Source organism: Cupriavidus sp. MPR-AND1C, from assembly GCF_058809705.1.
In genome coordinates this window covers 39500-64067 of the sequence record NZ_JBXASU010000037.1, presented here as the reverse complement: position 1 = coordinate 64067, position 24568 = coordinate 39500, and the positions used below count along the sequence as shown (strand labels likewise).

Below are 24568 nucleotides of genomic sequence, written 5' to 3'. Positions count from 1 at the left end.
CCCCCCCCCCCCCCACGGCTCTGTATCGTCAAGCATTATGCCATGAGGCGGCGCGAAATCGGCTTGCCGCTGCGGTGACATCTGTCATGACTTATGTCGTAAGTCATGTGATGACCGCCGCGGCCGGTGGCCGTCGCCAAGTGCGCTCAGGGGCCTTCCTGCGCCATGGCCTGCGCCCACAGCGCACGCACGCGGTCCAGGTCGGCCTGCGTGTCGACGCCCGGCGCGGGCACAGCCGCCGTTTCCAGCACGCCGATGCGCTCGCCATGCCACATCGCGCGCAGCTGCTCCAGGGCCTCCGTCTGCTCCACCGGCGACAGCGCCAGCGTGGGAAAGCGCCGCAGGAATCCGGCGCGGTAAGCATACAGGCCAATGTGGCGCAATACCGGCATGGCCGGCAAGGCCACCTGGGCGGTGGCCGCTGCCGCGGCCGGAACGCCCGCCCAGGCGTCGCGGGCCCAGGGGATCGGCGCGCGGGAGAAATACAGCGCGCGGCCGGCGGCATCGCACACCACTTTCACCACATTGGGGTTGAACACCTCGGCAACTTCGCTGATCGGATGCGCGGCGGTGGCGATGGCGCAATCGGCATGGTGCGCCAGGTGCAGCGCCACCTCGTCGATCAGGCTGGGCTCGATCAGCGGCTCGTCGCCCTGCACATTGACCACGATGGCGTCGTCCGGCAGGCCTAGCAATGTCGCCACTTCGGCCAGGCGGTCGGTGCCCGAGGGGTGATCGGCACGCGTGATCACGGCTTCGATGCCATGCGCCGCGCAGGCTGCCGCCACTTCGGGCGCGTCGGTGGCGACCACCGTGCGCTGCGCCGACGAGGCATGGGCGCGCTCGGCCACGCGCACGATCATGGGCTTGCCGCCGATATCGGCCAGCGGCTTGTTGGGCAGCCGGGTGGAGGCCAGGCGCGCCGGAATGACGACGGTAAAAGCGGGCAGCGACATGGTGCGAGCCGCTTATTCCGGCGAGACCAGCCGGCCCGGCACGGTCTGGCGTGCTTCATCGGCCAGCATGATGGGAATGCCGTCGCGGATCGGATAGGCCAGTTTGTCGACCTGGCAGATCAGTTCCTGGGCGGCACGGTCATGTTCCAGCTTGCTCTTGCACAGCGGGCAGACCAGGATTTCAAGCAGCCGGTTGTCCATCTCGGGTTTCCTTGGTGTGGCCGGCGGCGGTCGCGGCGCCCGGCGCTGCGGGAGCGGCCTGGGCATGCGCGGCGACGGCGCGGCGAATTTTTTCGATCAGGCCCGCGTCGATCACGGGCGTGGTGGGGACGACCCAGATCCGCGGGTCCAGCGGGTCACTGAGGCGCTCGCATTTTACGGCATCCTTCTCGGTGATCAGGATCGCATCGGCCGCCTGCGCGACAGGATCGCCGGCGAACGGGTCTTCGGCGAAGTCGTAGTGGTCTGGCAGCGGCATGGTGTCCGGCGCGAGGCCGGCGGCGCGCAGGCTGGCGAAGAAGCGCTCGGGGTTGCCGATGCCGGCGGCGGCCAGCACGCGCTGCCCGGCAAATGCCGACAGCGGCTTGGCCATGGCTGGGTCGGCCAGTTGCCAGGCATCGTCCAGCACCAGGCGCATGCCATAGACATCCGGCTGGCCCGGGCTGGGGCGGAAGTCCGGGTCGTTGATCAGTGTGGCGTCGCGATGCCGCGAGAGCGATTCGCGCAGCGGGCCGGCCGGCAGCAGCAAGCCGTTGCCGCCCATGCGCGAATCGAACATCACGATCTCGAAGTCGCGTTGCAGCTTGTAGTGCTGCAGGCCATCGTCGAGCAGCAACACGTTGATGCCGGGATGCGAGACCAGCATGGTCTGCGCGCACAGCGCCCGGTCGGGGAAGACCCAGACCGGCACGTCGGTGGCGCGCGCGATCAGGAGCGGCTCGTCACCCACGTCCTTGGCCTGCGAGGTGGGCTTGACCCGGCGCGGATGCTTGAGCTTGACACCGTAGCCACGCGAGACCACGCCCGGGCGCAGGCCGGACTCGGCCAGCGCATGGGCCAGCGCGATCACTGCGGGGGTCTTGCCGGTGCCGCCCACGGTCACGTTGCCGACCACCACCACCGGCATCGGCAGGCGTGTCGAGCTGTACCAGCCGCGCCGGTATGCCAGGCGCCGCCAGGCGCTGACCAGGCCAAACACCCACGACAGCGGCAGCATCAGCCAGGCGAACCAGCCGCGGCGTTGCCACTGGGCGGTCACGAAGTCGGCAAGGGCGTTGCGGGGAGCGGGCATGGGCGTGGTAGGCAGGGCTGGGCGGTAATGCTGCGTTGAAAGGAGCAGGGGTGGGGCCGGGGAAGGTAGCATGGCGCGCCGGCGTGATGGCGTCATCGCCACATCGCCTCATGGCGGGGGGCGCAAGCGAGCTACCCAGCCATTATGGGCACCTTGCGGCGCCCGCCGCAAGGTGCGTGCATCCTCGCGCCGGGCCGCTCAGCGCGCCTGCGAGCTTTGCGTGGCGAAGGTCAGGCGGGGCAGCCCGGCCAGGCGGGCCGCTTCCATGACGTTGATCACCGACTGATGCGTGGCCTGCGCATCCGCATTGACGATCAGCACGGGCGGCTGGCCATCGGCCGGGCCGGCTACCTCGCGCAGGCGCTGGGCCAGGCTGGTCACGTCCTGCTGGTCCATGACCTGCTTGTTGATCGAATAGACACCCTTGGCGGATACGGATACCACGATCTCGCCGGGGCGCTGCTGCGCCTTTTCGGCGTCGGCGGTCGGCAGCTGGATCTGCAGCTCGGTATAGCGCGAGTACGTGGTCGTGATCATCAGGAAGATCAGGATCACGAGCAGGACGTCGATCAACGGGATGAGGTTGATCTCCGGTTCTTCACGCCGCTGGCGGGATCGGAAGTGCATGGCGTATCAGGCGCGGCGCTGCGGCAGGATGGCGTCCAGGAAGGCGGTGGCGCGAAATTCCAGCTCGGCCACGTAGTCGTCCACGCGCCGGCGGAAGTAGCGCCAGAAGATCAGTGCCGGAATCGCGATGATCAGGCCGAAGGCGGTGTTATAGAGCGCCACCGAGATGCCATGTGCAAGCTGCTCCGGGCTGGCGCCGGCGCCGCCCTGGCTGCCGAAGATCTCGATCATGCCGATCACGGTGCCCAGCAGGCCCATCAGCGGCGCCACCGAGGCGATCGTGCCGAGTGCGTTCAGGTAGCGCTCCAGCTCGTGCGCCACGGCGCGCCCGGCTTCCTCGACCACTTCCTTGGCGGCATCGCGGGACGTATGGGGCTGCAGCACCACATGGCGCAGGCCAGCGGCCAGCACGCGGCCCAGCGGGGAGTCCTGCTCCAGCGTGTTGACCACCTCCGGCGTGGCGCGGCGCTGGTGCGCTACCGACAGGGCTTCGTCGTACAGCTTGGGCGGCAGCACCTTGCTGCGCTTCAGGCTGAGGAAACGCTCGACGATCAGCGCCAGGGCGATGACCGAGGCGAGCAACAAGGGCCAGATCGGCCAGCCGGCAGCTTGAATGATGGAAAACACGTGGAACCCCGAGTCAACGGCTTGTGTGCTCATGCCAGGCGCCGCGGCCGTGCGCGCGCTGGCCATGTTCGAAAATGTTCGAAAAAATCAGGCGCCACTCTAACCCGCAGCACGGGGCGGGGCAAGACGCAGCATCGCGGTGTGTCTGCCGCGCATCGTGCGTACGCGGCGCTGGAGGGGGCGACTGGCGGGATGTCCACATGGAACAGGGACAGTGCTGTGGATGAATTGTGGACAGAGGGCTGACAAGACGGTCAACTCACTGATTGATAAGGAAAAATTGTATGTCGCTTAAAAAATGGGCAAGCGGTGAGTGACGAGGACATCCTCTAGGCGGGCGCGAACCGCTCAAAACCGGAGTCCGGTCTATCCACATTAAAACAGGACAGTGCTGTGGACCGTTTGTGGACAGACGCCGGAAAAGAAAGCTAAGTCATTGATTGGAAAGGCAGGTATACGTGGTGCCTAAATAATGTGCAGGGCACGCCAGATGGGCTTCGCGGGGGCCTCCGACGTCCCGTGAAGGAAAAAAACCCGCCATGTCTCCCCCTTTCCACATTCCGCCGGGACAGTCTTGTGGACGGGTTGTGGAAAACTATCTGAGAAGCCACTTAAGTCATTGATTAAAAAGCGCTTCATGGATGCTGATTAAAAAACGGGCAACGGCCGTTTGCACGGTGTTTTCCAGTCTCCGCGCTCGTGCTCAGGACATGGCCATGCCATGTCGCGGCAAGGAGGCCTTGGGGTCTCTTTTGGCCGCCGGATGGGCACTCCGGCGGGCAGGAAATAGTTTTCCACAGAAAATGCGTTCTACCCAAGGTTGTCCAGAGTTCCTGTGGATAACTTTGTGAACAAGCCGGGGGGGGCGGCCGGTAAGTGTTTGACGCATAAGGGGTTTGCTTACATTGCCTAAAAAATAAGACAGCCGAAAGCGCATAAGAATCAAAGGCTTGTGTCAAGTCATGCGGCTTTGCGGGGTTATTGCCTCCCCCACCCCAAGAGACTTGACAGACCAGTTATGCTGTGGACATGTCAATTCCACGCCGCTTGCCCGGCCGTGCGCCATGTCAGAACCGCTGAATTTTTCGCGTGAAACCCAGCCTATGGCCCCTCCCGGGGCGCGTGAGGCGATTCCCGTCGGAGAGCTGAACCACGCGATCGCCCAGGTACTGGAACGTAGTTTCCCGCTGACCTGGGTCCGGGGCGAAATCTCAAATTTCACACGCGCCGCTAGCGGCCACTGGTATTTCTCGCTCAAGGACGCGCGCGCGCAGATCCGCTGCGTGATGTTCCGCGGGCGCAACCAGCATGTCGACTTCACGCCGCGCGAGGGCGAGGCGGTCGAGGTGCGGGCGCTTGTATCCATGTATGAGGCGCGCGGCGAGTTGCAGCTCGGCGTGGAGGGCATGCGCCGCGCCGGCCTTGGCAATCTGTACGAGGCATTCCTGCGCCTGAAGGAAAAGCTCTCGCAGGCCGGGCTGTTCGCGCCCGAGCGCAAGCGGCCGCTGCCGGTCCACGCCAGCACCATTGGCGTGATCACCTCGCTGCAGGCAGCGGCCCTGCGCGACGTGATCAGCACGCTGCGCCGGCGCGCCCCGCATGTGCCCGTCGTGGTTTACCCGGTGCCGGTACAGGGCGCCGGCGCCGCGGCGAAGATCGCCGCCATGATCGACACCGCCAGCGAGCGCAACGAATGCGATGTGTTGATCCTGTGCCGGGGCGGCGGCAGCATCGAGGACCTGTGGTCGTTCAATGAGGAGAGCGTGGCGCAGGCCATTGCGCGCTGCGCCGTGCCGGTGGTCTCCGGCGTGGGCCACGAGACCGATTTCACCATCGCCGACTTCGTTGCTGACGTGCGCGCGCCCACGCCCACCGGCGCCGCCGAGCTGGTCAGCCCGGATCGCGGCCATATGCTGCTGCAAGCCAGCCGCGCGCGCGATGCGCTGGCCCAGTGCATGCAGCGCCAGCTCGACCGGCGCGCCCAGAACCTTGACTGGCTGGCCCGCCGCCTGCGCAGCCCGCAAGCGCAGCTGCAGGAGCGCCGCCTGCAGGTCGACAACCTCATGCGTCACCTGCGCTCCGCGCTGCGCGATACCGTGGCCGCCCAGCGACACCGCCAGCAGATGCTGGCCATGCGCTGGGCGGCTGGGCGGCCTGACCTGACTCAGGCCCAGGCCGAGTTGCGCCGCACCGCGCTGCGCCTGCGCGATGCCACGCAGCGCCAGGTTGAGCGCGCCGGCCAGCGCTGGCAGCGTGCCGCCGGCACGCTCGAGCTGCTGGCGCCGCAGCGCACCCTGGAGCGCGGCTATGCTGTGCTGCTGGACCAGCGCGGACGCGCCTTGCGCTCGCCGTCGGAGCTGCGCGCGGGCACCGTGATCGAAGTCCACCTGGCCGAAGGCGTGGCCGATGCCAGCCTCGCCAGCGTTCAGCCCCGGCTGGTGGAACGCTAAGCCCGGCGCGCGTCGGCGGGCCGCCGACAGCGCTTGCATATCGATCAAACTAATATGATCAAAGGGGCTTTGTTTGCCGCGTTTGCGCGGGTATGGCAAGTCCCCTACAATCGACAATTCCTGATCTTCAACCCCACAGAAAGAGACAGAACAATGGAACATACTCTCCCCCCGCTGCCTTACGCTCATGATGCGCTCGCTCCGCACATCTCCAAGGAGACCCTGGAGTTCCACCACGACAAGCACCACCAGACCTACGTCACCAACCTGAACAACCTGATCAAGGGCACCGAGTTCGAAAACTCGACGCTCGAAGAGATCGTCAAGAAGTCCTCCGGCGGCATCTTCAACAACGCCGCGCAGGTGTGGAACCACACCTTCTACTGGGACTCGCTCAAGCCCAACGGCGGCGGCCAACCGACCGGCGCACTGGCTGATGCCATCAACGCCAAGTTCGGCTCCTTCGACAAGTTCAAGGAAGAATTCACCAAGACCGCGGTCGGCACCTTCGGTTCGGGCTGGGCCTGGCTGGTGAAGAAGGCCGACGGTTCGCTGGACCTGGTCTCGACCTCCAACGCCGCTACCCCGCTGACCACCGACGCCAAGCCGCTGCTGACCTGCGACGTGTGGGAACACGCTTACTACATCGACTACCGCAATGCCCGCCCGAAGTATGTCGAGGCATTCTGGAACGTCGTGAACTGGGACTTCGCCAGCAAGAACTTCGCTGGTTGATTCAGCGGTTGCTGCTACACAAGACGTTGAAGAAAGCCCCTGGATTCAGGGGCTTTTTTTTGTCTCGATGGGGGACCCGCGCCGGCGATGGCGGCGCTACCCACGCCGGCGATAGCGGCAGTCGCTCGAAGCATACGTTCTGGTGTCTCCGGGCTTACTCAAAAATGCATGGGACGATGCACTCCCCGAACGGTTGGAAGATCACGAATTGTCCTGCGCCCAGCGCTCCACCAGCTCGGCGGGGATTGCCTGGAACACTTCATCGAAGCGCTTGCCGGTCAGCCGCTCGGCTTGCCTGAGCAGTAGCGCTACGGGGCTGCTGGGTTCATGCAGTTCGAACCATTGACGAGCGGTGCGCACGCCGGCCAAGGCGGCATCGCGGTCCCGCGGCATGTCGGCGGCTGCATGCCCGGTGGCCGCCATAGGGCCAAGACCACCTGCGGCACCGTCGCCTGTCGAGGCCGCGATGCTCAAATCGGGCAGCGGCGGGGCGGCGGCCGCGACATTGCCCGTCATCGTGCCGAGCAGCTTGAGCAGCGGGCTCAGGTCAGGGCGGTCGTGCTGGAGGTTGGCTTTCGCCCAGCCGTCGATGGCAGCGGCATATCCCGCGGCTTCGTCCAATGCGAGGAGGGCGGGGCTGTGCTGCTGGCGCAGATCCTGCAATTGCAGGCGCACCGATTCCGGCGCCGGGGCGTCCACGGGCCGTGGCACACCGAGCGAACGCTCGACGTCCCGGACCTGCAGCCGAAGCGCGGCATTGCCCGTGATCGTCAACGCCCGCACGTCCCGCATCAGCCCTTCCGGGTCGGCCAGCGCGGCCAGTGCGTTGGCGCGCATGGCAGGATCGGCTTCGTCATCGACCATCAACTGCGGATGGATCGCATCCGGCCATTTCGTCAGCAGTTGCGCCAGCGCCTCGAGGCCGTCTCTCAGCCCGGCCGTCTGGGCTAGCCGGGTACGGCACCGCAGCTGCAGCACCAAAATGCGGATGTCGCGCGTTCGCAAGAGCAGGCGCCGGCAGTCGCGCTCCAGCTCGGCCCAGTTGCAGGCTTCCGGCTCACTGACGAAGTCGCCGTACTGTGCATCCGCCTTCGGAGCGGCCTTGGCCAGAAGCACGACGAATTCAGGGTCGTACTCCAGGTCATCGCCGCATGGCCTGTCGGGAGAGACCGGTTCCAGCAGCTCCGGGAAGGGAAATTCAGGTCTTGGCGCCGGTACGGGCCTGGTTTTGGCTTTCATGGTCAATGTGTCGCGTAGTGTTCGGGCTCGAACACCATGCCGGTGATGGCGCGGCTGCGATCCGGTTCGCCCAGCCATGTCGACCAGCCCAGGCGTTCCTGTGAGCCCAGGATGGCAGGTGGCGCCGAGTCAGGGATCACCTGCAGCTCGGCTTCCCAAACGAATTCATGGCCTACGAAGGCGCGCACCCATTCAATGAGCGTCGGAAGGTCCCGGCCGTTGGGCGTAAAGTGCAGGTACTGCTGCAGCCCGAGCGGACCGATCACCAGGCGGAACTTGTGCTGGCGGTCCGGTACCATCTCGCCAAGCATGGCGCCTTGCCCCATGACGCTTGGGGCGCCCGGATGCCCCAGGCGGCTGTGCTCGGCCGGATCGATGGCGATCCAGTGCAGCACATATTCTTCCAGCCTGACGGATACCCCGAAGAAGTGCGAGAGCGTGGCTGCAATGCCATCGGGATTGCGTGCTTCACGCACCTGATGCGCACCGGCGGCGAGCCGCGCGTGCGGGGGCAGGGGGCTGTGCGCGATCTCTTCGGCTTCGTTGCCCGTCAGCCAACCGATATAGCGGGAGAACACCTCGTCGTCGCGCCGATCGAGGCCCGCCGCGGCTTGCGAGCCTGCCCAGGCACGGTAGAACTGCGTGAAAGCGCGATGGTGGAACAGATCCAGGAAATCGGCGGTGGTGCTGTCCCGGTGTGTTTCACTGCGCTCCCGTACGATTTCCGTCAGGTGGATCGGCAGTGCCCCGTTCGGCCCCAGCATACCCAGGCCAAACAATTGCACCTTGAGCCGGCCAGGCAGCGGCTGCACCTGCGCGATCTCGCGGGGCGCGAAGGTGAGCGCGGCCTGCTGGCCAGCCCGGAATGGCTCGTCGCGCGGGCGGCTGGCTCGCCCGATCGGGGGCAAGCCAGGGTGCCGGGCGGACAGATGCCGCAGGAGCCCCAGAAAGCTCAGCTTCCACGGCGCCTGGCCGGCGTAGCTTCCCGGTGGCGCCGTGGCCGTTAGCGCTGGCGGCGCATTGTCGTCGTGTCCTTTGAACATGGCTACACGGCGCTACGGCCGCCCATGCGCACGGGCCAACGATGCACCAGGCCGCGTTGCATCGAGTGCAGTTCGGTCTGCGTGAAGACGTTGACCGACACATGACGCGCCAGGAAATGCTCCAGCACCACGCCGAACAGGTAGGGGCTGATGCCGGAGAAGCCGCGTTCGTCCACGGTAAGCTGGCACCGGATACCACGGCCGTAGATCAACGGGCCGTTGCCCGGCAACCGTCTCATGACCGGCTCCACCTTCGAGCCGATCAGGCTCTGGATCTGCGCCTGGTGCGCCAGATCGTCGCTCGCCACGAAAAGCCGCAGCATGTCACGCAGCCCCTGGCCGCCTGAGCGATGTTCCAGGTCGGTCAGCGACAGGTAGTTGAAGCCCAACAGCCGAATCAGGCGCCAGGCCATTTCGCCGTCCGCGTAAGGTGGCCGAGGTGCCGACGGCGCGCGGATCAGCCCGATCCCGTCCACGGGGATGGATGCCGCCGGGGTCAGGTCGTGCAGGCCATTGCGCGGCACCAGATTGGGCAGGTCGCGATTGGTGACCAGTGACTCCACCGACAGGTAGCGCAAGGTGTCCGGGTAAGGGGCTTCGTGCTGGTCCACCAGCGACACGAACAGCTCGGTGCCGACGTATGCGGTGCGGGTGCCGTACTTGCGAGCCTGCTCCGAGATCAGCCGGCGCTCGCGCCGCAGGGAAAAGTAACGGCCGTGATTGCCCTCGTCACTGTTCAGCGTGGCAAAGAGCGGCTGGAAGGCGATGCTGGCACTGTGCTCGGACTTCTGCCCGGAGAGCTGTTTGACGGCGTAGATTTCGTAGTCGAGCGGATGCTGTCGGTCGGCGACCAAATGGAAGTCGGTGCGCCCGGGCGCGATCTCGATGCGATCGGTGCGTTTTGGGAACAGATTGACCACCGGTGTGCAAAAGAGCGCGAACTGGTCCCGGTCGACCTGGCTGATCAGATTGCCGGGCGGCGTTGACAGCAGCACGACGATCTCGGCTTCCTTGCCGCGGATCTGGCCGAACCCTTGCGCCAGCTTGTTGAGACCGAAGAAGTAGAAGCGTTGCGGGCACGCGAAATACTCATGCAACAGGTTGTGCCCAAAGAAGTTGTTCCACGGCAACGGCAGCGCACCTTCGCCCGGACCCATGCCCACATAGCTGACGGCATCCTCTGTCACCGCGCAGGGGCGTTCGCTCATGGCGCCGGGCTGTCCAATCAGCGTGGCGACGCCGGCGCTGTGCAAGAGTTCGAACAGGTGCGAGGCGATGTGGTCGTCCCCGCACAAATAGACCGGCAGCTGGTCCAGGGCGGGCAATTGATCGAAGGTGGCATCGCGCGTGCAGCGCAGGCGTAGGCGCAGTGCTCCCTGTACCGTCAGGTGGGCGGGCACATAGCGCTCCAGCCCGCGAATGTCCGGTGGAATGCCAGTGAGCCGGGCTTCGGTGATTTCGAGCGGCCACAGCGTTAGCGGTTGCGTGGTCCTGAACTGGCAGGCCGTCTTCTCGCCCGGCGCCGGTGCGGCATCGACCCGCGCGCCGCGCGGCACCTCCACGCCACGGGCAAAATCGCCCGCGACCTGGCTGGGGCGGAACTGTGCGACAGCAATCGACGGCGTCGGCGCAACGTAGTTCGGGTAGACCACCTCCAGCAGCCGCTGCGTAAAGCGCGGAAACTCCGCATCGAGCTTGATCTGGGTGCGCGCCGACAGAAAGCAGAACGCCTCGATCAGGCGTTCCACATAGGGGTCGGCCACTTCGGTGCCATGCATGCCCAGGCGCCTCGCCACCTTCGGGTGCTGATTGGCGAATTCCCCGGCCAGCTCGCGCATGTAGACGAGCTCGCGGTTGTAATAGTCGAGCAGTTGCGGATCCATGGCGTCAGCTGGTGTGAATCGATTGGACGCTCATCCGGCTGGTTTCCAGGTCGAGCGAGCTTTGGGCAGTGAATGCCATCGGGTACGGGTCCATATGGATCAGGCCCTTGATCTCGAAAACCAGGGTGTTGTAGCGCTGCGGCGCGTCTTCCTTCAAAAGCGCCTTCACGTCCAGCGAGCCGGGAATGAGCCGCGGCTCGAAGTCCAGGATGGCGCGCCTGACGATGTTGACGATGTCGTTCCACTTACGCTCGGACAGGTAACTGCCGGCGACGGGTGGTACCCCGTAGTTGATCGTCGATGCCGCGGCAGCGGGATAGCGTTCGCGATCGATTTCATCCTCGCGGCTGGTGGTATTGAGCAGATAGGTGAGATCGCGCTGGATGATCTCGCGCATCTGGGCGCGCGTGACGGTGTATTCGCTCGCGCTTTCGGTCTGCCGTTGGGGCGCGTCGTCGCGCAGCCGGTCAAAGAGCGTCGGCAGCAGTTGCGTATTCGGGCGGCGCGGTACCCGCGGTGGGCGGTGGTCAGCCATGCCCGGTTACCGGAGTGAGGGTCGCCACATCGAGCATGGCCGCATCGCCCGCATCCGGATCAGGCTCCGGCGTTTGCGTTTGCGTTTGCGTTTGCGTTTGTGCCTGTGCAGGGCGGTAGGCGCTATCCATCGAGATGAGGTGGTGTTCGCGGCGGGTAAGGGGAGCGGCGACGTCACGGCGCCTGGTGGGCACGATGTCCCCTGCGAAGAGCCAGAGCACGTCCGGCGCAGGCGGGATCACAAAGAACGGGTGGTCATCCTGGGTCTGCGGGGAGCCAATCAGGGTGTTGGCGTGGCTGGCGGTGGCAAGCATGTCCATCAGGCTGTGGGCATCACCGGCCTCGCGTGCGAGCATCTGCAGCGGGTTCCGAGCGATCTGCGCCGGTACAGCCGATACAGCCGATGCCGCCCCGGTGCTGGCCTCCGCGTGGGTGCTCACGTAGTCGGGATCGCGCAGCGCCGCCTCGGCCTGGCGTTTGAGCTGCTCGATCACGTCAGTCCGATCGGGGGCGGCAGCTTGCGCTGCGCGCTCGCCAGCGGCTGGTCTCAGCACCGAGAACGGATCGGCAGTGCCCGGGTGCATCCCGCCGGGCGTGTCCCAAGGCCAGGGCGTAGCGCTATCGCGGTCGAATCCGGGGTCGGTGGCGCCGGTCCGTGCCGGGCGGGTCTGCGAGTCGCTCATGGCCTTGCCTCGCTAGTGATTGGTTCAGGAATGGATCCGATGATAATCGAAAATCACGGCTAGACAAAATGCAAAATGATGTCATTTATCGCGGTCTGCGCGGTGGCTTTGAATGAATGATCCATCGTCCTAATTTTTATAGGACTTGTCCTATAAAACGCCGCAATTTTCGGAATCAGTATTGGGAAATTTCCGAATTTTCCATGTCTCGGTTCGTGATCGTCGTAAATTGTCGCGCCTCCATGCTGGACGTGGTCTTGGCGTGGTCTTTCCGTGATAACCGCGCGCGTATTGGCTATTTGACCGCCAAGAATCCACGGCAATCAGGCTTCCTGTCTGGTCATGGAAGTCACTCTGCGATGATCGCGGAAGGGGGTTTACGCCTCGAATGGTTTTGCCATATCCTAAAAAAGAGTTAATCAAGAACTCCATTGGGAATGGCGCAGTCGATCATTCAAAAAACAGAGCAAGGCATCAAATGGACATTTCGCGTCAGGCGCTGTTCGGCCGACTCAATCCCACCCTGTTCAAGGCGATCGAAAGTGCGACCGCCTTCTGCAAGCTCCGCGGCAACCCGTACGTGGAGCTTGTGCATTGGCTGCACCAGTTGCTGCAGGCCCCTGATGGCGACCTGCAGCGGATCCTGCGCCATGCCGGCGCCGACCTGCCCGCCCTGGACGCCGACCTGACGCGCGCGCTGGGGTTGCTGCCAGCCGGCGCCACGTCGATCAGCGACTTCTCGTTCCAGATCGAGTCCGCCGTGGAGAGGGCGTGGGTCTACGCGACACTTGCCTTCGCCGATGACCACGTGCGCGGCGCGTACCTGCTGAGCGCACTGCTCAAGACGCCGGAATTGCGCCGTACGATGCTGAGCATCTCGAATCAGTTCGCGAAGGTACGTGCCGATGACTTGGGCGAAGTCGTTTCCGCGTTGGTCGCGCAGTCGCCCGAAAGCCGGGAAGCGGCCTACGACGGTAGTGGCCTCGCACCGGCCACGCCTGGCGAGGCCAGCGGCGCCATGGCGCCCACCGGTTCCGGCAAGTCCGCCCTTGGCCAGTACTGCCGCGACCTGACCGAGGAGGCCGGCGCCGGCCGGCTGGATCCGGTGATTGGCCGCGAGCACGAGATCCGCACCATGACGGACATCCTGCTGCGCCGCCGCCAGAACAATCCGCTCCTGACGGGAGAGGCTGGGGTTGGCAAGACCGCCGTCATCGAGGGGCTCGCCCAGGCCATCGCCGCGGGCACGGTGCCGCCGAGCTTGAAGGATGTCCGGCTCCTGAGTCTCGACGTCGGGGCGCTGCTGGCCGGCGCCAGCATGAAAGGTGAATTCGAGGCGCGGCTCAAAGGCGTGCTGGAGGAAGCCGCCAGGTCCGAGAAGTCGGTGATCCTATTTGTGGATGAAGTCCACACGCTGGTCGGCGCCGGCGGCCAGGCCGGCACCGGCGACGCGGCCAATCTGCTCAAGCCGGCGCTGGCGCGAGGCGCGCTGCGCACGATCGGTGCTACCACCTGGAGCGAATACAAGCGCCACATCGAGAAAGATCCGGCGCTCACGCGCCGGTTCCAGGTCCTGCAGGTGATGGAGCCGGAAGAAGCCAAGGCTGTCGCCATGGTGCGGGGGCTGGTCACCACCTTCGAGGCGCACCACCAGGTGTTCATCCGCGACGAAGCGGTACGTGCCGCCGTCAAGCTCTCCCATCGGTATATCCCGTCTCGGCAGTTGCCGGACAAGGCCATCAGCCTGCTCGACACCGCTTGCGCCCGAGTAGCGCTGTCGCTGCACGCCCCACCGGCGCAAGTCGAGCACCTGCGCCAGCACTTGGCCGCTGCCGACGCCGAACGTGCGCTGCTCGCCAGGGAAGCCGGCTTCGGCAAAGCGGATGTCGCGCGGACAGCCGTCGTACATGCCCGGCGCGAGCAGATCGATGCCGACCTGGCGCAGGCCGAAGCGCGCTGGCAGCGCGAGCGAAGCCTGGCGAGCGACCTGGTTGCACGCCGGCAGGCGCTGGTCCAACCCCCGGCGATCGAGCCGGCGATCACGGCGCAGGTTCAGCAGTCTCTGGCCGAGCTCGAAGCCGACCTTCGCGCGGCGCAAGGGGATGCGCCGCTTGTGTACACGGAAGTGGACGAAGCCGTGGTCGCAGCCATTGTCGCCGACTGGACGGGCATCCCGGTTGGGCGCATGGTCGCGGACGAGGTGGCCACGGTCATGCGGTTGCCGCAGACCCTTGGCACTCGCGTCGTCGGCCAGGACCACGCGCTGGCCCAGCTCGGCGAGCGTGTCCAGACCGCCCGCGCGCAATTGACCGATCCCTGCAAGCCGGTCGGCGTGTTCCTGCTGGCAGGCCCCTCCGGCGTCGGCAAGACCGAGACGGCCCTGGCGCTGGCCGATGCCCTCTATGGCGGCGAGCAGAACCTCATCACCATCAACCTCTCCGAATTCCAGGAACCGCACACTGTTTCGACCCTCAAGGGCGCGCCGCCGGGCTATGTCGGCTACGGCGAAGGGGGCGTGCTGACCGAAGCGGTGCGCCGCAGGCCCTACAGCGTGGTGCTGCTTGACGAGGTCGAGAAGGCGCATTCCGACGTCCACGAAGTCTTCTATCAGGTGTTCGACAAGGGCTACATGGAAGACGGCGAAGGGCGCCACATCGACTTCAGGAACACCATCCTGCTGCTGACCAGCAACGCAGGCTCGGATCTGCTGGCGCATCTCTGCGAAGACCCGGCGCGGATGCCGGAGCCCGCCGCGCTGCGCGACGCGCTGATGCCGGAGCTGCGCAAAGTCTTTCCGGCGGCGTTCCTCGGCCGCCTGGTGATCGTGCCCTACCTGCCGCTTGCCGCCGAACACCTCGGCCGCATCGTGCGCTTGCACCTGGGCCGCGTCGTGGCACGCATGCACGACCAGCACGGCATTGCGCTCACCTATGGCGACGCCGTGGTCGGGTTCATCGTGGCGCGCTGCCCGGCTGGCGAAACCGGCGCTCGCCGTTTGATCAGCTTTATCGAGCAGGTCGTCCAGCCGCAACTGGCTCGCCTGTGGCTGTCGGCGATATCCGAGAAGCGCCAGCTGGCCGCGATCGACATCCGGCTGGCGGAAGAACCGCCAGATGCGCCCGTACTGACCTATCACACCGAGTACCGTGCCGGCCACGACGCTGTTGGGCCGGCGTATCCCGAAGCCGAAGCGGCCTGACGCCGTGCGGCACGTCCTTGTAACCCCGCTTGTCACCCCGCTTGTCACTCATTGAGGAGACCTATGTCTGTTGTGAACAGTTCGCAGAAATTCATCGCGCGCAATCGTGCGCCGCGTGTGCAGATCGAGTACGACGTCGAGGTCTATGGCTCGGAGAAGCGCATCGAGCTGCCCTTCGTGATGGGCGTCCTGGCCGATCTGTCGGGCAAGCCCGCCGAGCCGCTGCCGCCGGTCGCCGACCGCAAGTTCCTCGAGATCGATATCGACAACTTCGACGAGCGCATGAAGGCGATGAAGCCTCGCGTTGCGTTCGCGGTTCCCAATACGCTGGGTGGCAGCGGCCAGTTGATGGTCGACATGACGTTCGAGAGCATCGAGGACTTCTCGCCGGCGGCGGTGGCCGGCAAGGTCGATGCGCTGCGGCAATTGCTGGAAGCCCGAACGCAACTCGCGAACCTGCAGACGTACATGGACGGCAAGTCGGGTGCCGAATCGCTGATCAATCAGCTGCTGCAGGACCCCGCGCTGCTGCAGTCGCTCGCCAAGGCGCCCAAGCCCCAGGCTACGGATGGCGACGCCCAGGCGCCTCAGTCCTGACCGGAACGGCTTCTTGCCTACCTGAACAACCTCATCGAGCAAGGACTCCATGGCTTCCGCCCAACAAACACAACAGCAAGCCCTCGCGAACGCAGAGCATTCGGACTTCGCCGCACTGATCGGCCGCGAGTTTTCGCCCAAGACGGACCAGGCCCGCGAAGCCGTCGATCTCGCCGTCAAGACCCTGGCCGAGCAGGCGCTCGCCAGTTCGTTCACCATGAGCGACGATGCGTACAAGAGCATCGAAGCCATCATCGGCGCCATCGACACGAAGCTCTCCGAGCAGATCAACCTGATCCTGCACCACCAGGACTTCCAGAAGCTGGAGTCGGCCTGGCGCGGCCTGCATCATCTGGTCTCGAACACCGAGACCGACGACAAGCTGCGCATCCGCGTGATGGATGTGTCCAAGGAGGACCTACGCCGCACGCTGCGCCGGTACAAGGGTATCGGCTGGGACCAGAGCCCGTTCTTCAAGCGCATCTACGAAGAGGAATACGGCCAGCTCGGCGGCGAACCCTACGGCTGCCTGGTCGCCGACTACTACTTCGACCACACCCCGCCCGACGTGGAGCTGCTGGGTTCGCTCGCCAAGATTTCGGCGGCCGCCCATGCGCCGTTCATCGCCGGCGCATCGCCGTCCGTGCTGCAGATGGACTCGTGGCAGGAGTTGGCCAACCCGCGCGACCTGTCCAAGATCTTCCAGAACCTGGAATACGCGCCGTGGAACGGCCTGCGCAACTCGGAAGACGCACGCTACGTGGGGCTGGCCATGCCGCGCTTCCTGTCGCGCTTGCCATACGGCATCAAGACCAACCCGGTTGATGAATTCGACTTCGAGGAAGACACCGACGGCGCCGACCACCGCAAGTATGTGTGGAGCAACGCCGCCTACGCCATGGCGGTGAACATCAACCGCTCGTTCAAGCTGTACGGCTGGTGCACGCTGATTCGCGGCGTGGAGAGCGGTGGTGTGGTGGAGAACCTGCCGTGCCACACCTTCCCGACCGACGACGGCGGCCTCGACATGAAGTGCCCGACCGAAATCGCCATCTCCGATCGCCGTGAAGCCGAGTTGTCGAAGAACGGCTTTATCTCGCTGGTCCACCGCAAGAACACCGACTATGCGGCCTTCATTGGCGCGCAGTCGATGCAGAAGCCGGCCGAGTATTACGACGCCGACGCCACCGCCAATGCCAACCTGTCGGCCCGCCTGCCGTACCTGTTTGCCTGCTCGCGCTTCGCCCATTACCTGAAGTGCATCGTGCGCGACAAGATCGGTGCCTTCAAGGAGCGCGAGGACATGCAGCGCTGGCTCAACGAATGGATCATGAACTACGTCGACGCCGACCCGGCCAACTCCTCGCAGGAGACCAAGGCCCGCCGTCCGCTCGCGGCCGCCGAAGTGGTCGTCGAAGACATGGAAGGCAACCCTGGCTACTACAGCGCCAAGTTCTTCCTGCGCCCGCACTTCCAGCTCGAAGGCCTGACGGTGTCGCTGCGGCTGGTGGCGCGCCTGCCATCGGTCAAGGACGCTGCCTGAGAGCCGTCCGAGGCCTGAAATGTACCGGTAGTCCCACATCAGGCGCCCCCGCCCCTGATCCCTTTGGGGCGGGGGCCTTGTTGTGGCTCTTGTCTGCAGTACCCGTCTTAACGTGAAGGAGTTTCGCAATGGCACAGGACATTTTCCTGAAGATCAACGGCATCGACGGCGAGTCGCAGGACACCTCGCACAAGAACGAAATCGAGGTGCTGGCCTGGGACTGGAGCATCGAGCAGCAGTCCACCATGCATGCCGGTAGCGGCGGCGGCGCCGGCAAGGCGACCGTGTCGGACCTGTCCTTCGACCACTTCATCGATCGCGCTTCGCCCAATCTGATGAAGTACTGCCTGACCGGCAAGCACATCAACGAGGCGGTGCTGGTCGTGCGCAAGGCCGGCGGCAATCCGCTCGAATACCTCAAGCTCACCATGACGGACGTGGTCGTTACCAAGGTGAGCCCGAAGGGTTCGGTGGATGACGAGTTGCGCATGCGCGAGAAGGTCTCGCTGTCGTTCTCCAAGATCAAGCAGGAGTACGTGGTGCAGAACGCCCAGGGCGGCAGCGGCGGCGCCGTGACCGCGGGCTACGACATCAAGGGCAACAAGGAAGCCTGATTGTCATGACTGTGCCCGCCGGCCACGCCTGACGTAGCCGGCGGGATCGCTGACCTGATCTGACCACCAACGGACATGGCTCTCTCACTGCGCTTCGATGACCTCTGGCATGCCTATCCGAAGCCCGAGCACGGGGACGAGGCCGCCCCGCGCCGGTCCCGGCTGGCTTTGTTCCGCCAGATTGGCTGGGAAAGCCGCGTTGACCATCCGGCTTATGAGAACGCCTGCGCGATCCGGATGAGCCTTGCGTTGATCGAGTGCGGCATCCATGTGGACGGCGGCGAGCCGATTCTGGCCGGTCGCTACAAGGGCATGAAGATCGAGACCAACCACGCACGCCTGGCCGAGCAGCTTAGCGGTCCGGCTTGCCTGGGCGCCCCTCGTCGGCTTGATGTCACGAGCCTGCGGGATCTGATGACGCGGGCTGAGCAGGGAATCATTGCCTTTGACGAGACGCCCGGCTACGACGGCGCGCACATTGACTTGCTGCGAAACGCCTGGCTGGCCTCGGCGTTCGGATCGCATGACCTGGTTCGTGTGCTGGAAGCTTCGACGCGTCGCATGACGTGGCGTGACAGCAAGCTCGGCTACGAGGATATGGGCTACGCCGGCATGGCCGATGCGGATAGCAGCTACGGGTTCCGCTCAACGCTTTACTTCTGGCCACTGGCCTGAGAGATGACTCATGAGCACGCGAAACGATGTGGGGAACCTCAATGCAAGACGGCGCCGGACAGTCAGCGTCTCCAGTGCGGCCATCCCCGATCTGCTCGGGCAGCCGCAGTTGGAATTCGTGCGGCTCTCCGGCCATGAAGGGTTGAGCGAACTGTTTACCTACAAGGTGGATCTGCGGCCGGTTTCGCCAGCGGCCGAGCAGTTCCTCGCCGAGGCGGACCCCGATGAAATGATCGGGCGCGAGATGACGGTGACGATGGAGCTCGATGGCATGGGCACGGGCCTGCTGGGCGGCATTGGTGCCGGGCATCGGGAGATCACGGGTGTCATCTCGGAGATCGAACAGGTTGGCGGCGCCGCGGAGAATCGTCTGTACCGGTTCACGCTGCGGCCCTGGTTGTGGCTCGCCACGCAGACTTCGGATTTCAAGCCCTTCCAGAAGAAGACCGTCATCGAGATCCTGGATGAGGTGCTGGCGGACTATCCGTTCTCGGTGGAGAAGCGTCTTGACGTATCGATCTACCCCAAGCTGGTCTGGGAAGTGCAGAGCGGCGAAACCGATGCCCATTTCATCCAGCGCCTGACCGAAGAATATGGCATCACGTACTTCTTTGAGCATGACGGCGGGCACCATCGGCTGATCCTGGCTTCCGAAACCGGAGCGTTTCGCAATTTCCCCAGTGAGGCCTATCACACGCTGCCCATCTATCCGCATGGATTCAAGGTGGACCAGGAACATCTGGTGCGCCTCGATCCTGTCAACCGCTTGCGCACGGGCAAGGTCACGCTGAATGACTATGACTTCCGCAAGCCGCGGGCGGACCTCACCACCGGCAACAGCCAGCCGCGCGAAACCGGCTTCGCCGACTTTGAGCGGTACGAGTACCCGGGCGACTATGTCGAGCCGGCGGTAGGCGACATGCGGGCGAGGATTCGCATGGAGGAGCGCCGTGCCCGGGGCCGGCGCGTGCGCGGTGTCGGTGCCTTGCGTGGCGTGGCGCCGGGCTGCACCTACATGGTGAGCAATCACGGCAATCCCGCGTTGAACCGGGAGTTCCTCGTGACCAGCACGGCGTTCGACCTGGAGGACGTCGGCGGCGCGTCCGGCAGCCGGCAGCGCTTTGCCTGCCGCGTGGCTTTTGAGGGGCATCCCACCGACGAAGTCTTCCGTCCGCCGCGCACGGTCGCCAAGCCGCGCGTCGCGGGCCTGCAGCGGGCGGTCGTGACCGGGCCGAAGAACCAGGAAATCTGGTGCAATGAGCACGGCAGCGTGAACATTCAGTTTGAATGGGACCGCTACGGGAAGCACGACGAGAACTCTTCACCGTGGATTCGTGTCGTCAACGGCTGGTCCGGCGACCAGTTTGGCGCCATGCATATTCCGCGTATCGGCCAGGAGGTCATTGTTGCCTTTCTCAACGGCGATCCGGATTGCCCGCTGATCGTCGGGCGGGCACCGAACCAGGACAATATGTCGCCGTGGGCGCTGCCGGGGCAGCATGCGCTGTCGGGAATTCGTAGCAAGGAGTTGTTTGGCGGACGCCACAATCACCTGTTGATGGACGATACGAAGGACCAGATACAGGCGCAACTGTCCTCCGATCACCAGGCCACGCAGCTGAATCTGGGCTATCTGACCGGGGTGCCGGACAATGCCGGGCGCAAGGGCAAGCGCGGCGAAGGCTTTGATCTGCGCACCGACGGCCACGGCACCGTACGCGGCGGGAAGGGCTTGTTCCTTACCGCGGAAGGACAGGTCGCCGCAGTGGGTGGGCACCTGTCGCGCGACGAGTTCACCCGTTGCCTGGAAGCGGCGCTGGAGGCGGTCAAGTCGTTGGGCGACTATGGCCATGCGCATGAAGGGCTGGCCGCCGACACCGAGCCGCAGGCCAGGCTCACACAGGCTGTCAAGGAATGGCACGCTGGCGCCAACAATCATAAGGACGCGCCAGGCGAGGGAGGTCAGCCCCTGATCGGCGCCTATGCGCCGGCGGGTATGGCGTTCGCCACACCCAGGGTGCTGACTACCTATGCCGGCAAGCATATCGACACCGTCTCCAGGCTGAACCAGCACCTGACGGCGGGACAGCGGTTCATCGTCAACGCCGGTCAGGGGATCAGCAGCTTTGCGCACGGCGGTGACATCCGCACGCTTGCCCACAAGGGCAATGTCCACACGCAAGCGCAGGGCGGCAGCGTCATGACCAATGCGTTGAACGACATCACGATGACGGCCACCAATGGCGCGATTCTGCTCAACGCCAAGGCCAGCATCACCTTCATGAGCGGCAACGCGGGTATCCGTATCGCCGATGGCTGCGTCGATGTCTTCGGGCCGACGCGCGTGCACCTTAACACCGGAGACTTCGACGTGCCGCCCGCACAGAGCATCGATGGTGCCTTGCCGCGATTTGAAGCCGCCGATACGGGCCGCTTGTTCCGACTGATACGCCCGCTCGACAACCAGTCGGTCCCGAACATGCCCTACCGGATCGTGAAGGCAGACGGCAGCGTGGTGACGGGAGTCAGCAATGCCAAAGGCGAAACGGATCTCTATGCATCCGACGCGGCGGAAGCGCTCTCGATCACTTTCGGCAAAGGGCCGGCCGGCGATGGCGGACCGGTTGCCGCGCAAAGGCCGCAGGCAGGGGCGAACGGCGAGGGGACCGAAGGTGCGTAGATTCTCAGCTGGCGCGGATCAGGAAGTCACTGAAGGCCTGCTGCGCGATTTCGACCGCGAGAAGTTCCCACGCTCAGTCCTGCCATGACGCACCGCCAGTTTCAGTCCGTCGCCGCCATGACCATTTCCATTGCATCGTGAGCCACACATGATCCATCAAGCCGACTACAGTGCCGAATCGCTGACCCTGCCGGGAAGCCCGCGGCAGGACGTGGACTATCCCGCGCGCCTGCCCGGCGTGGTGATCTACGTGCATGGCGTCAACTCCATGGGCGAATGGTTTGACGACAGCGAGGCCGGGCTGTGCGCCGGCCTCAACGCCCGCCTGCAACGCAACACCGATCAGGTGTTTCGCGTCAGGGGCAGCGGGCAATTGCAGCCGGCCACCTATCAGGGGGAGCTGACCGACGACGGCTTCATTCTCGACGATCTGAGTGCCAACAGCTTTGTGCGGATGGATGGTTACAGTCCCGTGATCCGCTTCCGCTGGGGCTACAAGGCCAGCAAGGAGGAGCTGGCGACGGTGGGCGGAAACATCCTGCTCGATGAGGCCGACGCCTGGGGCGGCGGCCCGTTCGCCAACGGCTGCTCGGCACTGCCCGACATGTTTGGCGGCGGTGTCGATACCGGGCTGTTTCTCGGGGTGGCGCTGCAGGATATGAACCCCAGCGACCGGCTGATCTATGACTGTCCGCCTCGCCACTACCAGGCCTTTGCCGCCTGGCGGCTGGCCAAGCTGGTAGCGCGCGTGCGCGAGCTGCACCGTGCCCGGTACGACGGCAAGGACTGCCCGGTCACGGTGGTCTGCCACAGCCAGGGCAACATGATCGGCATCGGCTCGGCATTTTTCGGGGCCAATCACCCGGATCTCGGGGGGCTGGGCGTGGCGGATACCTACGTGCTGGCGAACGCGCCCTACAGCTTGCAGAAAATCAGGATCGACAATTTCTCCCAGTACGACCTGACGACCATGCGCGGACGGGTCAAGCATGAAGCGCGGGTCCAGAGCCTGGCGGCCTTCTTCGACATGGTGCGCAACGGGCCGGGCAAGCATGCCGATGACGAGGAAGTCAACCGTGAGGTCATGAACGGCGCCCCGCGCAACGGCGACGCGGCATGCAAGGCGGACAAGGACCGGAGTGCGCGCGGCACGCGCAAGCGGGTCTTTCTCTACTGCAATCCGCACGACCGGGTGATCTCGGTGTCGACGGTGCAGGGCATGGGCTGGCTGGGCCTGAGCCCGGATGAAGTCGCGGCCACCAAGGCCGAGGGCGTGCTGTACCAGCGGGTCTGGGCGCAGGCGATGCTGCCGGGCGGCGAGCCGTTCAAGGTGGGGGCCTGCTCCGGATTCGGCTACGACTACTGGAAACATACGATCGGGGCCCGGCTGGAGCAAAACCAGTTCTGGGAGCCCCAGGCCGACCGGCTGAGCATCCAGATCCAGGAGATCTGGGACGACCCGCGTGGCAGCGTACTGGGCAAGGCCGCGGTGACTGTGGTTGGCGGACTCACGCACCTTGTGCTCAAGGGGATCACTGCCGCGGGAGGCAAGGTGGCGTATGCCAACGCAGACCCGGAGAAGCAGTGGTCGGTGGAGGTCAACGCGCCCGCGGTACCCGGTGGTGGCATCGAACCCCGCGCGCTCTACCTGGCGCGGGGGAACGGACAGAAACGGGAAGGCGAAACCCCGAGCGGGCTCAAGACGGCCGCTGGCGCGGACGACCCGCGCGTGAGAGGGCCATTCAACCGCCACAAGGAGTCTGCCGCCGACGCCTTGAATGCCGCCCGTGCGGCGGGCAGCGACGACCCTTATGCCAGGCAGCGTGCCAGCGGACACGGCGATGCCGCCAGCGAAGCCGCAATGCGCTACGAGCAGAACGCAGCCATCCGGCAGAAGGCGCGGCGGCATATCTACGGCGAGGACGGCAGCCTGCAGTCGGACTCGCCCTACAGCGAGGAGGATGTGAAGAAGCTCAACGCCAAGCAGAGCGGCGAAATCCGGAACACCAGGCTTGGGGACTATGCACAAGAGACCCGCATGGGCCTGCTGGCCAAGGGCGTGGACCAGCAGGCCACCAACCACTCGACCATCCTGACCAACCCGGTGCATAGCGAACACGTGCTGGCCTATGACGTGGATGTGGGGGTGTGCTACTTCAACGCGGCGGAACTGAATCAGTTACGGCGTATGGCTGATTGGCGGTGGTGCATGCGCAGGGAGGGTGACGTGGGTAGTGACAAGGACAAGGACAATGAATATCAGTACTACGCGTCTGCAGCGATAGGTGGCGCGAACCTGAGGGAATTGCCCAAGTACAACAGCCAGCTAGTCGGAGAGGGGGCGGGAAATTGCCTTGAGACATTGCGGATCAACGGCGAACGCAACACCTGGCCGCTGCAGGCCAACAATGACGCGGGCGGCAATGGCCCCCGCGTCGCCTAGGTGCCAATGATGTGCCTGCTGCCCAATTCGCGCCGTCTCCGAATGCGCCTTGCTGCCAGGGTCGTGACGTGCCTCTGTCTATTGCTATCTGCCTGCCAGTCCGGATCTCACATGTCTAACTATTCCCGTAAGCCCGTGGCATGGCCGCGCCTGTCAGCGGCTGCCGCCAATACCGATCCCTCCTCAGCGCCAGCCGCGCTGGTGCTGGGGGTGCAATGGCTGAACCCGCTGATGCGTCGCGGCTACCCGACCCAATGGAACCTGCTGTGGGCGCAGGGGCTGGCGCAGCCCAATGCGAACGACACGGAGGCCGCGCGCTTCAAGCTTGGGGACGCCGTGGGCTGGCTGATGAACGGGATCAGCCCGGGCAGGCGCGTTGAAGATATCCGGAATCTTCAGATTCGCTATAGGGATGGCTTGGGCGATTTGCTCGATAACCCACTTCGCACGCTCGATACCTACGCGAGCGATCCAAACTATTTTTATTCGGTGCGCCAGGGCACTGACCGGCCGGACTATATGGACACGCGCGTCTTTGCGGGCGTCGCGCAACGCTGGATCGGCACGCCAACCTATCTCAGCGAAACGCCGAATTCGACCGAACGTGAGGTGCTATGGATGCAGAGCCGCGCGGGCGTGCCAGCGCCAAGTGTGATCGCCTACGATGCGGCGCACGCCGAGGAACGCATGCGCGACTACTGGGTCACCATGCATATAGGCCTGGATGGCAAGCCAATGCGCGGAGTACC

At 65.0% G+C, this 24568-nt stretch carries 19 protein-coding genes and 1 pseudogene; 10 read left to right on the top strand and 10 right to left on the bottom strand.

Features of this window, described 5'->3' with window-relative positions; genetic code table 11:
- Positions 1-146 precede the first annotated feature (146 nt).
- The 5 genes from kdsB to AC1RWI_RS20295 form a co-directional block, all read right to left on the bottom strand.
- Positions 147-956, bottom strand: a complete 810-nt coding sequence (gene kdsB, locus AC1RWI_RS20315) for a 3-deoxy-manno-octulosonate cytidylyltransferase (RefSeq protein ID WP_043344044.1) — start codon at positions 954-956, stop codon at positions 147-149.
- Positions 957-968: 12 nt separating this feature from the next.
- Positions 969-1157 (bottom strand): Trm112 family protein, encoded by a 189-nt coding sequence (locus AC1RWI_RS20310; protein ID WP_043344047.1) that lies wholly within the window; start codon positions 1155-1157, stop codon positions 969-971.
- Positions 1138-2247 (bottom strand): tetraacyldisaccharide 4'-kinase, encoded by a 1110-nt coding sequence (lpxK, locus tag AC1RWI_RS20305; protein WP_043344049.1) that lies wholly within the window; start codon positions 2245-2247, stop codon positions 1138-1140. Before lpxK ends, AC1RWI_RS20310 begins: the two co-directional genes overlap by 20 nt.
- A 198-nt stretch (positions 2248-2445) precedes the next feature.
- Positions 2446-2874, bottom strand: a complete 429-nt coding sequence (locus AC1RWI_RS20300; RefSeq protein WP_043344052.1) for an ExbD/TolR family protein — start codon at positions 2872-2874, stop codon at positions 2446-2448.
- 6 nt (positions 2875-2880) lie between these two features.
- The gene (locus AC1RWI_RS20295; RefSeq protein WP_043351300.1) at positions 2881-3501 is read right to left on the bottom strand and encodes a MotA/TolQ/ExbB proton channel family protein; all 621 of its coding nucleotides are present in this window, start codon (positions 3499-3501) and stop codon (positions 2881-2883) included.
- A 1064-nt stretch (positions 3502-4565) separates the two neighbouring features.
- Between AC1RWI_RS20295 and xseA the strand changes: the two genes are divergently transcribed.
- Together xseA and sodB are read left to right on the top strand one after the other, a co-directional pair.
- Positions 4566-5951, top strand: a complete 1386-nt coding sequence (gene xseA / locus AC1RWI_RS20290) for an exodeoxyribonuclease VII large subunit (protein ID WP_492868302.1) — start codon at positions 4566-4568, stop codon at positions 5949-5951.
- Positions 5952-6104: 153 nt separating this feature from the next.
- Positions 6105-6686 carry a superoxide dismutase [Fe] gene (gene sodB / locus AC1RWI_RS20285; RefSeq protein WP_006157940.1) on the top strand — a complete coding sequence of 194 codons (582 nt, stop codon included), beginning with the start codon at positions 6105-6107 and terminating at the stop codon, positions 6684-6686.
- Between the two features lie 201 nt (positions 6687-6887).
- On the opposite strand, the gene AC1RWI_RS20280 is transcribed toward sodB, so the two are convergent.
- From AC1RWI_RS20280 to AC1RWI_RS20260, 5 genes are read right to left on the bottom strand one after another with little or no spacing between them, the layout of a single operon-like run.
- Positions 6888-7925: a type VI secretion system protein TssA gene (locus AC1RWI_RS20280; RefSeq protein ID WP_492868300.1), complete on the bottom strand. Its 1038-nt coding sequence runs from the start codon at positions 7923-7925 to the stop codon at positions 6888-6890.
- A 2-nt stretch (positions 7926-7927) separates the two neighbouring features.
- The gene (gene tssG / locus AC1RWI_RS20275; protein WP_492868298.1) at positions 7928-8968 is read right to left on the bottom strand and encodes a type VI secretion system baseplate subunit TssG; all 1041 of its coding nucleotides are present in this window, start codon (positions 8966-8968) and stop codon (positions 7928-7930) included.
- A 2-nt stretch (positions 8969-8970) separates the two neighbouring features.
- Positions 8971-10851: a type VI secretion system baseplate subunit TssF gene (tssF, locus tag AC1RWI_RS20270; protein WP_492868296.1), complete on the bottom strand. Its 1881-nt coding sequence runs from the start codon at positions 10849-10851 to the stop codon at positions 8971-8973.
- A gap of 4 nt (positions 10852-10855) precedes the next feature.
- Positions 10856-11386: a type VI secretion system baseplate subunit TssE gene (gene tssE / locus AC1RWI_RS20265; RefSeq protein WP_043344067.1), complete on the bottom strand. Its 531-nt coding sequence runs from the start codon at positions 11384-11386 to the stop codon at positions 10856-10858.
- Positions 11379-12068: a TagK domain-containing protein gene (locus tag AC1RWI_RS20260; protein ID WP_492868293.1), complete on the bottom strand. Its 690-nt coding sequence runs from the start codon at positions 12066-12068 to the stop codon at positions 11379-11381. Before AC1RWI_RS20260 ends, tssE begins: the two co-directional genes overlap by 8 nt.
- Positions 12069-12546: 478 nt before the next feature.
- Between AC1RWI_RS20260 and tssH the strand changes: the two genes are divergently transcribed.
- The 8 genes and pseudogenes from tssH to AC1RWI_RS20220 form a co-directional block, all read left to right on the top strand.
- Positions 12547-15267 (top strand): type VI secretion system ATPase TssH, encoded by a 2721-nt coding sequence (gene tssH, locus AC1RWI_RS20255; RefSeq protein WP_492868291.1) that lies wholly within the window; start codon positions 12547-12549, stop codon positions 15265-15267.
- 63 nt (positions 15268-15330) lie between these two features.
- A complete protein-coding gene (gene tssB / locus AC1RWI_RS20250) occupies positions 15331-15864 on the top strand; it encodes a type VI secretion system contractile sheath small subunit (protein WP_492868289.1) in 534 nt (177 codons plus the stop codon).
- 49 nt (positions 15865-15913) lie between these two features.
- Complete coding sequence (gene tssC, locus AC1RWI_RS20245; RefSeq protein ID WP_492868287.1) at positions 15914-17407, top strand: type VI secretion system contractile sheath large subunit; 1494 nt, start codon at positions 15914-15916, stop codon at positions 17405-17407.
- Between the two features lie 128 nt (positions 17408-17535).
- On the top strand, positions 17536-18021 hold the full coding sequence (locus AC1RWI_RS20240; RefSeq protein ID WP_043344077.1) for an Hcp family type VI secretion system effector: 486 nt from the start codon (positions 17536-17538) through the stop codon (positions 18019-18021).
- A 75-nt stretch (positions 18022-18096) separates the two neighbouring features.
- The gene (locus AC1RWI_RS20235; protein WP_492868285.1) at positions 18097-18696 is read left to right on the top strand and encodes a T6SS effector amidase Tae4 family protein; all 600 of its coding nucleotides are present in this window, start codon (positions 18097-18099) and stop codon (positions 18694-18696) included.
- A gap of 10 nt (positions 18697-18706) precedes the next feature.
- Complete coding sequence (locus tag AC1RWI_RS20230) at positions 18707-21376, top strand: type VI secretion system Vgr family protein (protein WP_492868283.1); 2670 nt, start codon at positions 18707-18709, stop codon at positions 21374-21376.
- A gap of 148 nt (positions 21377-21524) precedes the next feature.
- On the top strand, positions 21525-23819 hold the full coding sequence (locus AC1RWI_RS20225; protein ID WP_492868281.1) for a T6SS effector phospholipase Tle3 domain-containing protein: 2295 nt from the start codon (positions 21525-21527) through the stop codon (positions 23817-23819).
- A gap of 210 nt (positions 23820-24029) precedes the next feature.
- Positions 24030-24568: pseudogene (locus AC1RWI_RS20220) on the top strand (hypothetical protein); the annotation flags it as partial.

What these genes read in the sequence shown, in the direction of transcription:
- kdsB (WP_043344044.1), bottom strand. Translation starts at nt 956, where the DNA reads ATGTCGCTGCCCGCTTTTACCGTCGTCATTCCGGCGCGCCTGGCCTCC.
- AC1RWI_RS20310 (WP_043344047.1), bottom strand. Translation starts at nt 1,157, where the DNA reads ATGGACAACCGGCTGCTTGAAATCCTGGTCTGCCCGCTGTGCAAGAGC.
- lpxK (WP_043344049.1), bottom strand. Translation starts at nt 2,247, where the DNA reads ATGCCCGCTCCCCGCAACGCCCTTGCCGACTTCGTGACCGCCCAGTGG.
- AC1RWI_RS20300 (WP_043344052.1), bottom strand. Translation starts at nt 2,874, where the DNA reads ATGCACTTCCGATCCCGCCAGCGGCGTGAAGAACCGGAGATCAACCTC.
- xseA (WP_492868302.1), top strand. Translation starts at nt 4,566, where the DNA reads ATGTCAGAACCGCTGAATTTTTCGCGTGAAACCCAGCCTATGGCCCCT.
- sodB (WP_006157940.1), top strand. Translation starts at nt 6,105, where the DNA reads ATGGAACATACTCTCCCCCCGCTGCCTTACGCTCATGATGCGCTCGCT.
- AC1RWI_RS20280 (WP_492868300.1), bottom strand. Translation starts at nt 7,925, where the DNA reads ATGAAAGCCAAAACCAGGCCCGTACCGGCGCCAAGACCTGAATTTCCC.
- tssG (WP_492868298.1), bottom strand. Translation starts at nt 8,968, where the DNA reads ATGTTCAAAGGACACGACGACAATGCGCCGCCAGCGCTAACGGCCACG.
- tssF (WP_492868296.1), bottom strand. Translation starts at nt 10,851, where the DNA reads ATGGATCCGCAACTGCTCGACTATTACAACCGCGAGCTCGTCTACATG.
- tssE (WP_043344067.1), bottom strand. Translation starts at nt 11,386, where the DNA reads ATGGCTGACCACCGCCCACCGCGGGTACCGCGCCGCCCGAATACGCAA.
- AC1RWI_RS20260 (WP_492868293.1), bottom strand. Translation starts at nt 12,068, where the DNA reads ATGAGCGACTCGCAGACCCGCCCGGCACGGACCGGCGCCACCGACCCC.
- tssH (WP_492868291.1), top strand. Translation starts at nt 12,547, where the DNA reads ATGGACATTTCGCGTCAGGCGCTGTTCGGCCGACTCAATCCCACCCTG.
- tssB (WP_492868289.1), top strand. Translation starts at nt 15,331, where the DNA reads ATGTCTGTTGTGAACAGTTCGCAGAAATTCATCGCGCGCAATCGTGCG.
- tssC (WP_492868287.1), top strand. Translation starts at nt 15,914, where the DNA reads ATGGCTTCCGCCCAACAAACACAACAGCAAGCCCTCGCGAACGCAGAG.
- AC1RWI_RS20240 (WP_043344077.1), top strand. Translation starts at nt 17,536, where the DNA reads ATGGCACAGGACATTTTCCTGAAGATCAACGGCATCGACGGCGAGTCG.
- AC1RWI_RS20235 (WP_492868285.1), top strand. Translation starts at nt 18,097, where the DNA reads ATGGCTCTCTCACTGCGCTTCGATGACCTCTGGCATGCCTATCCGAAG.
- AC1RWI_RS20230 (WP_492868283.1), top strand. Translation starts at nt 18,707, where the DNA reads ATGAGCACGCGAAACGATGTGGGGAACCTCAATGCAAGACGGCGCCGG.
- AC1RWI_RS20225 (WP_492868281.1), top strand. Translation starts at nt 21,525, where the DNA reads ATGATCCATCAAGCCGACTACAGTGCCGAATCGCTGACCCTGCCGGGA.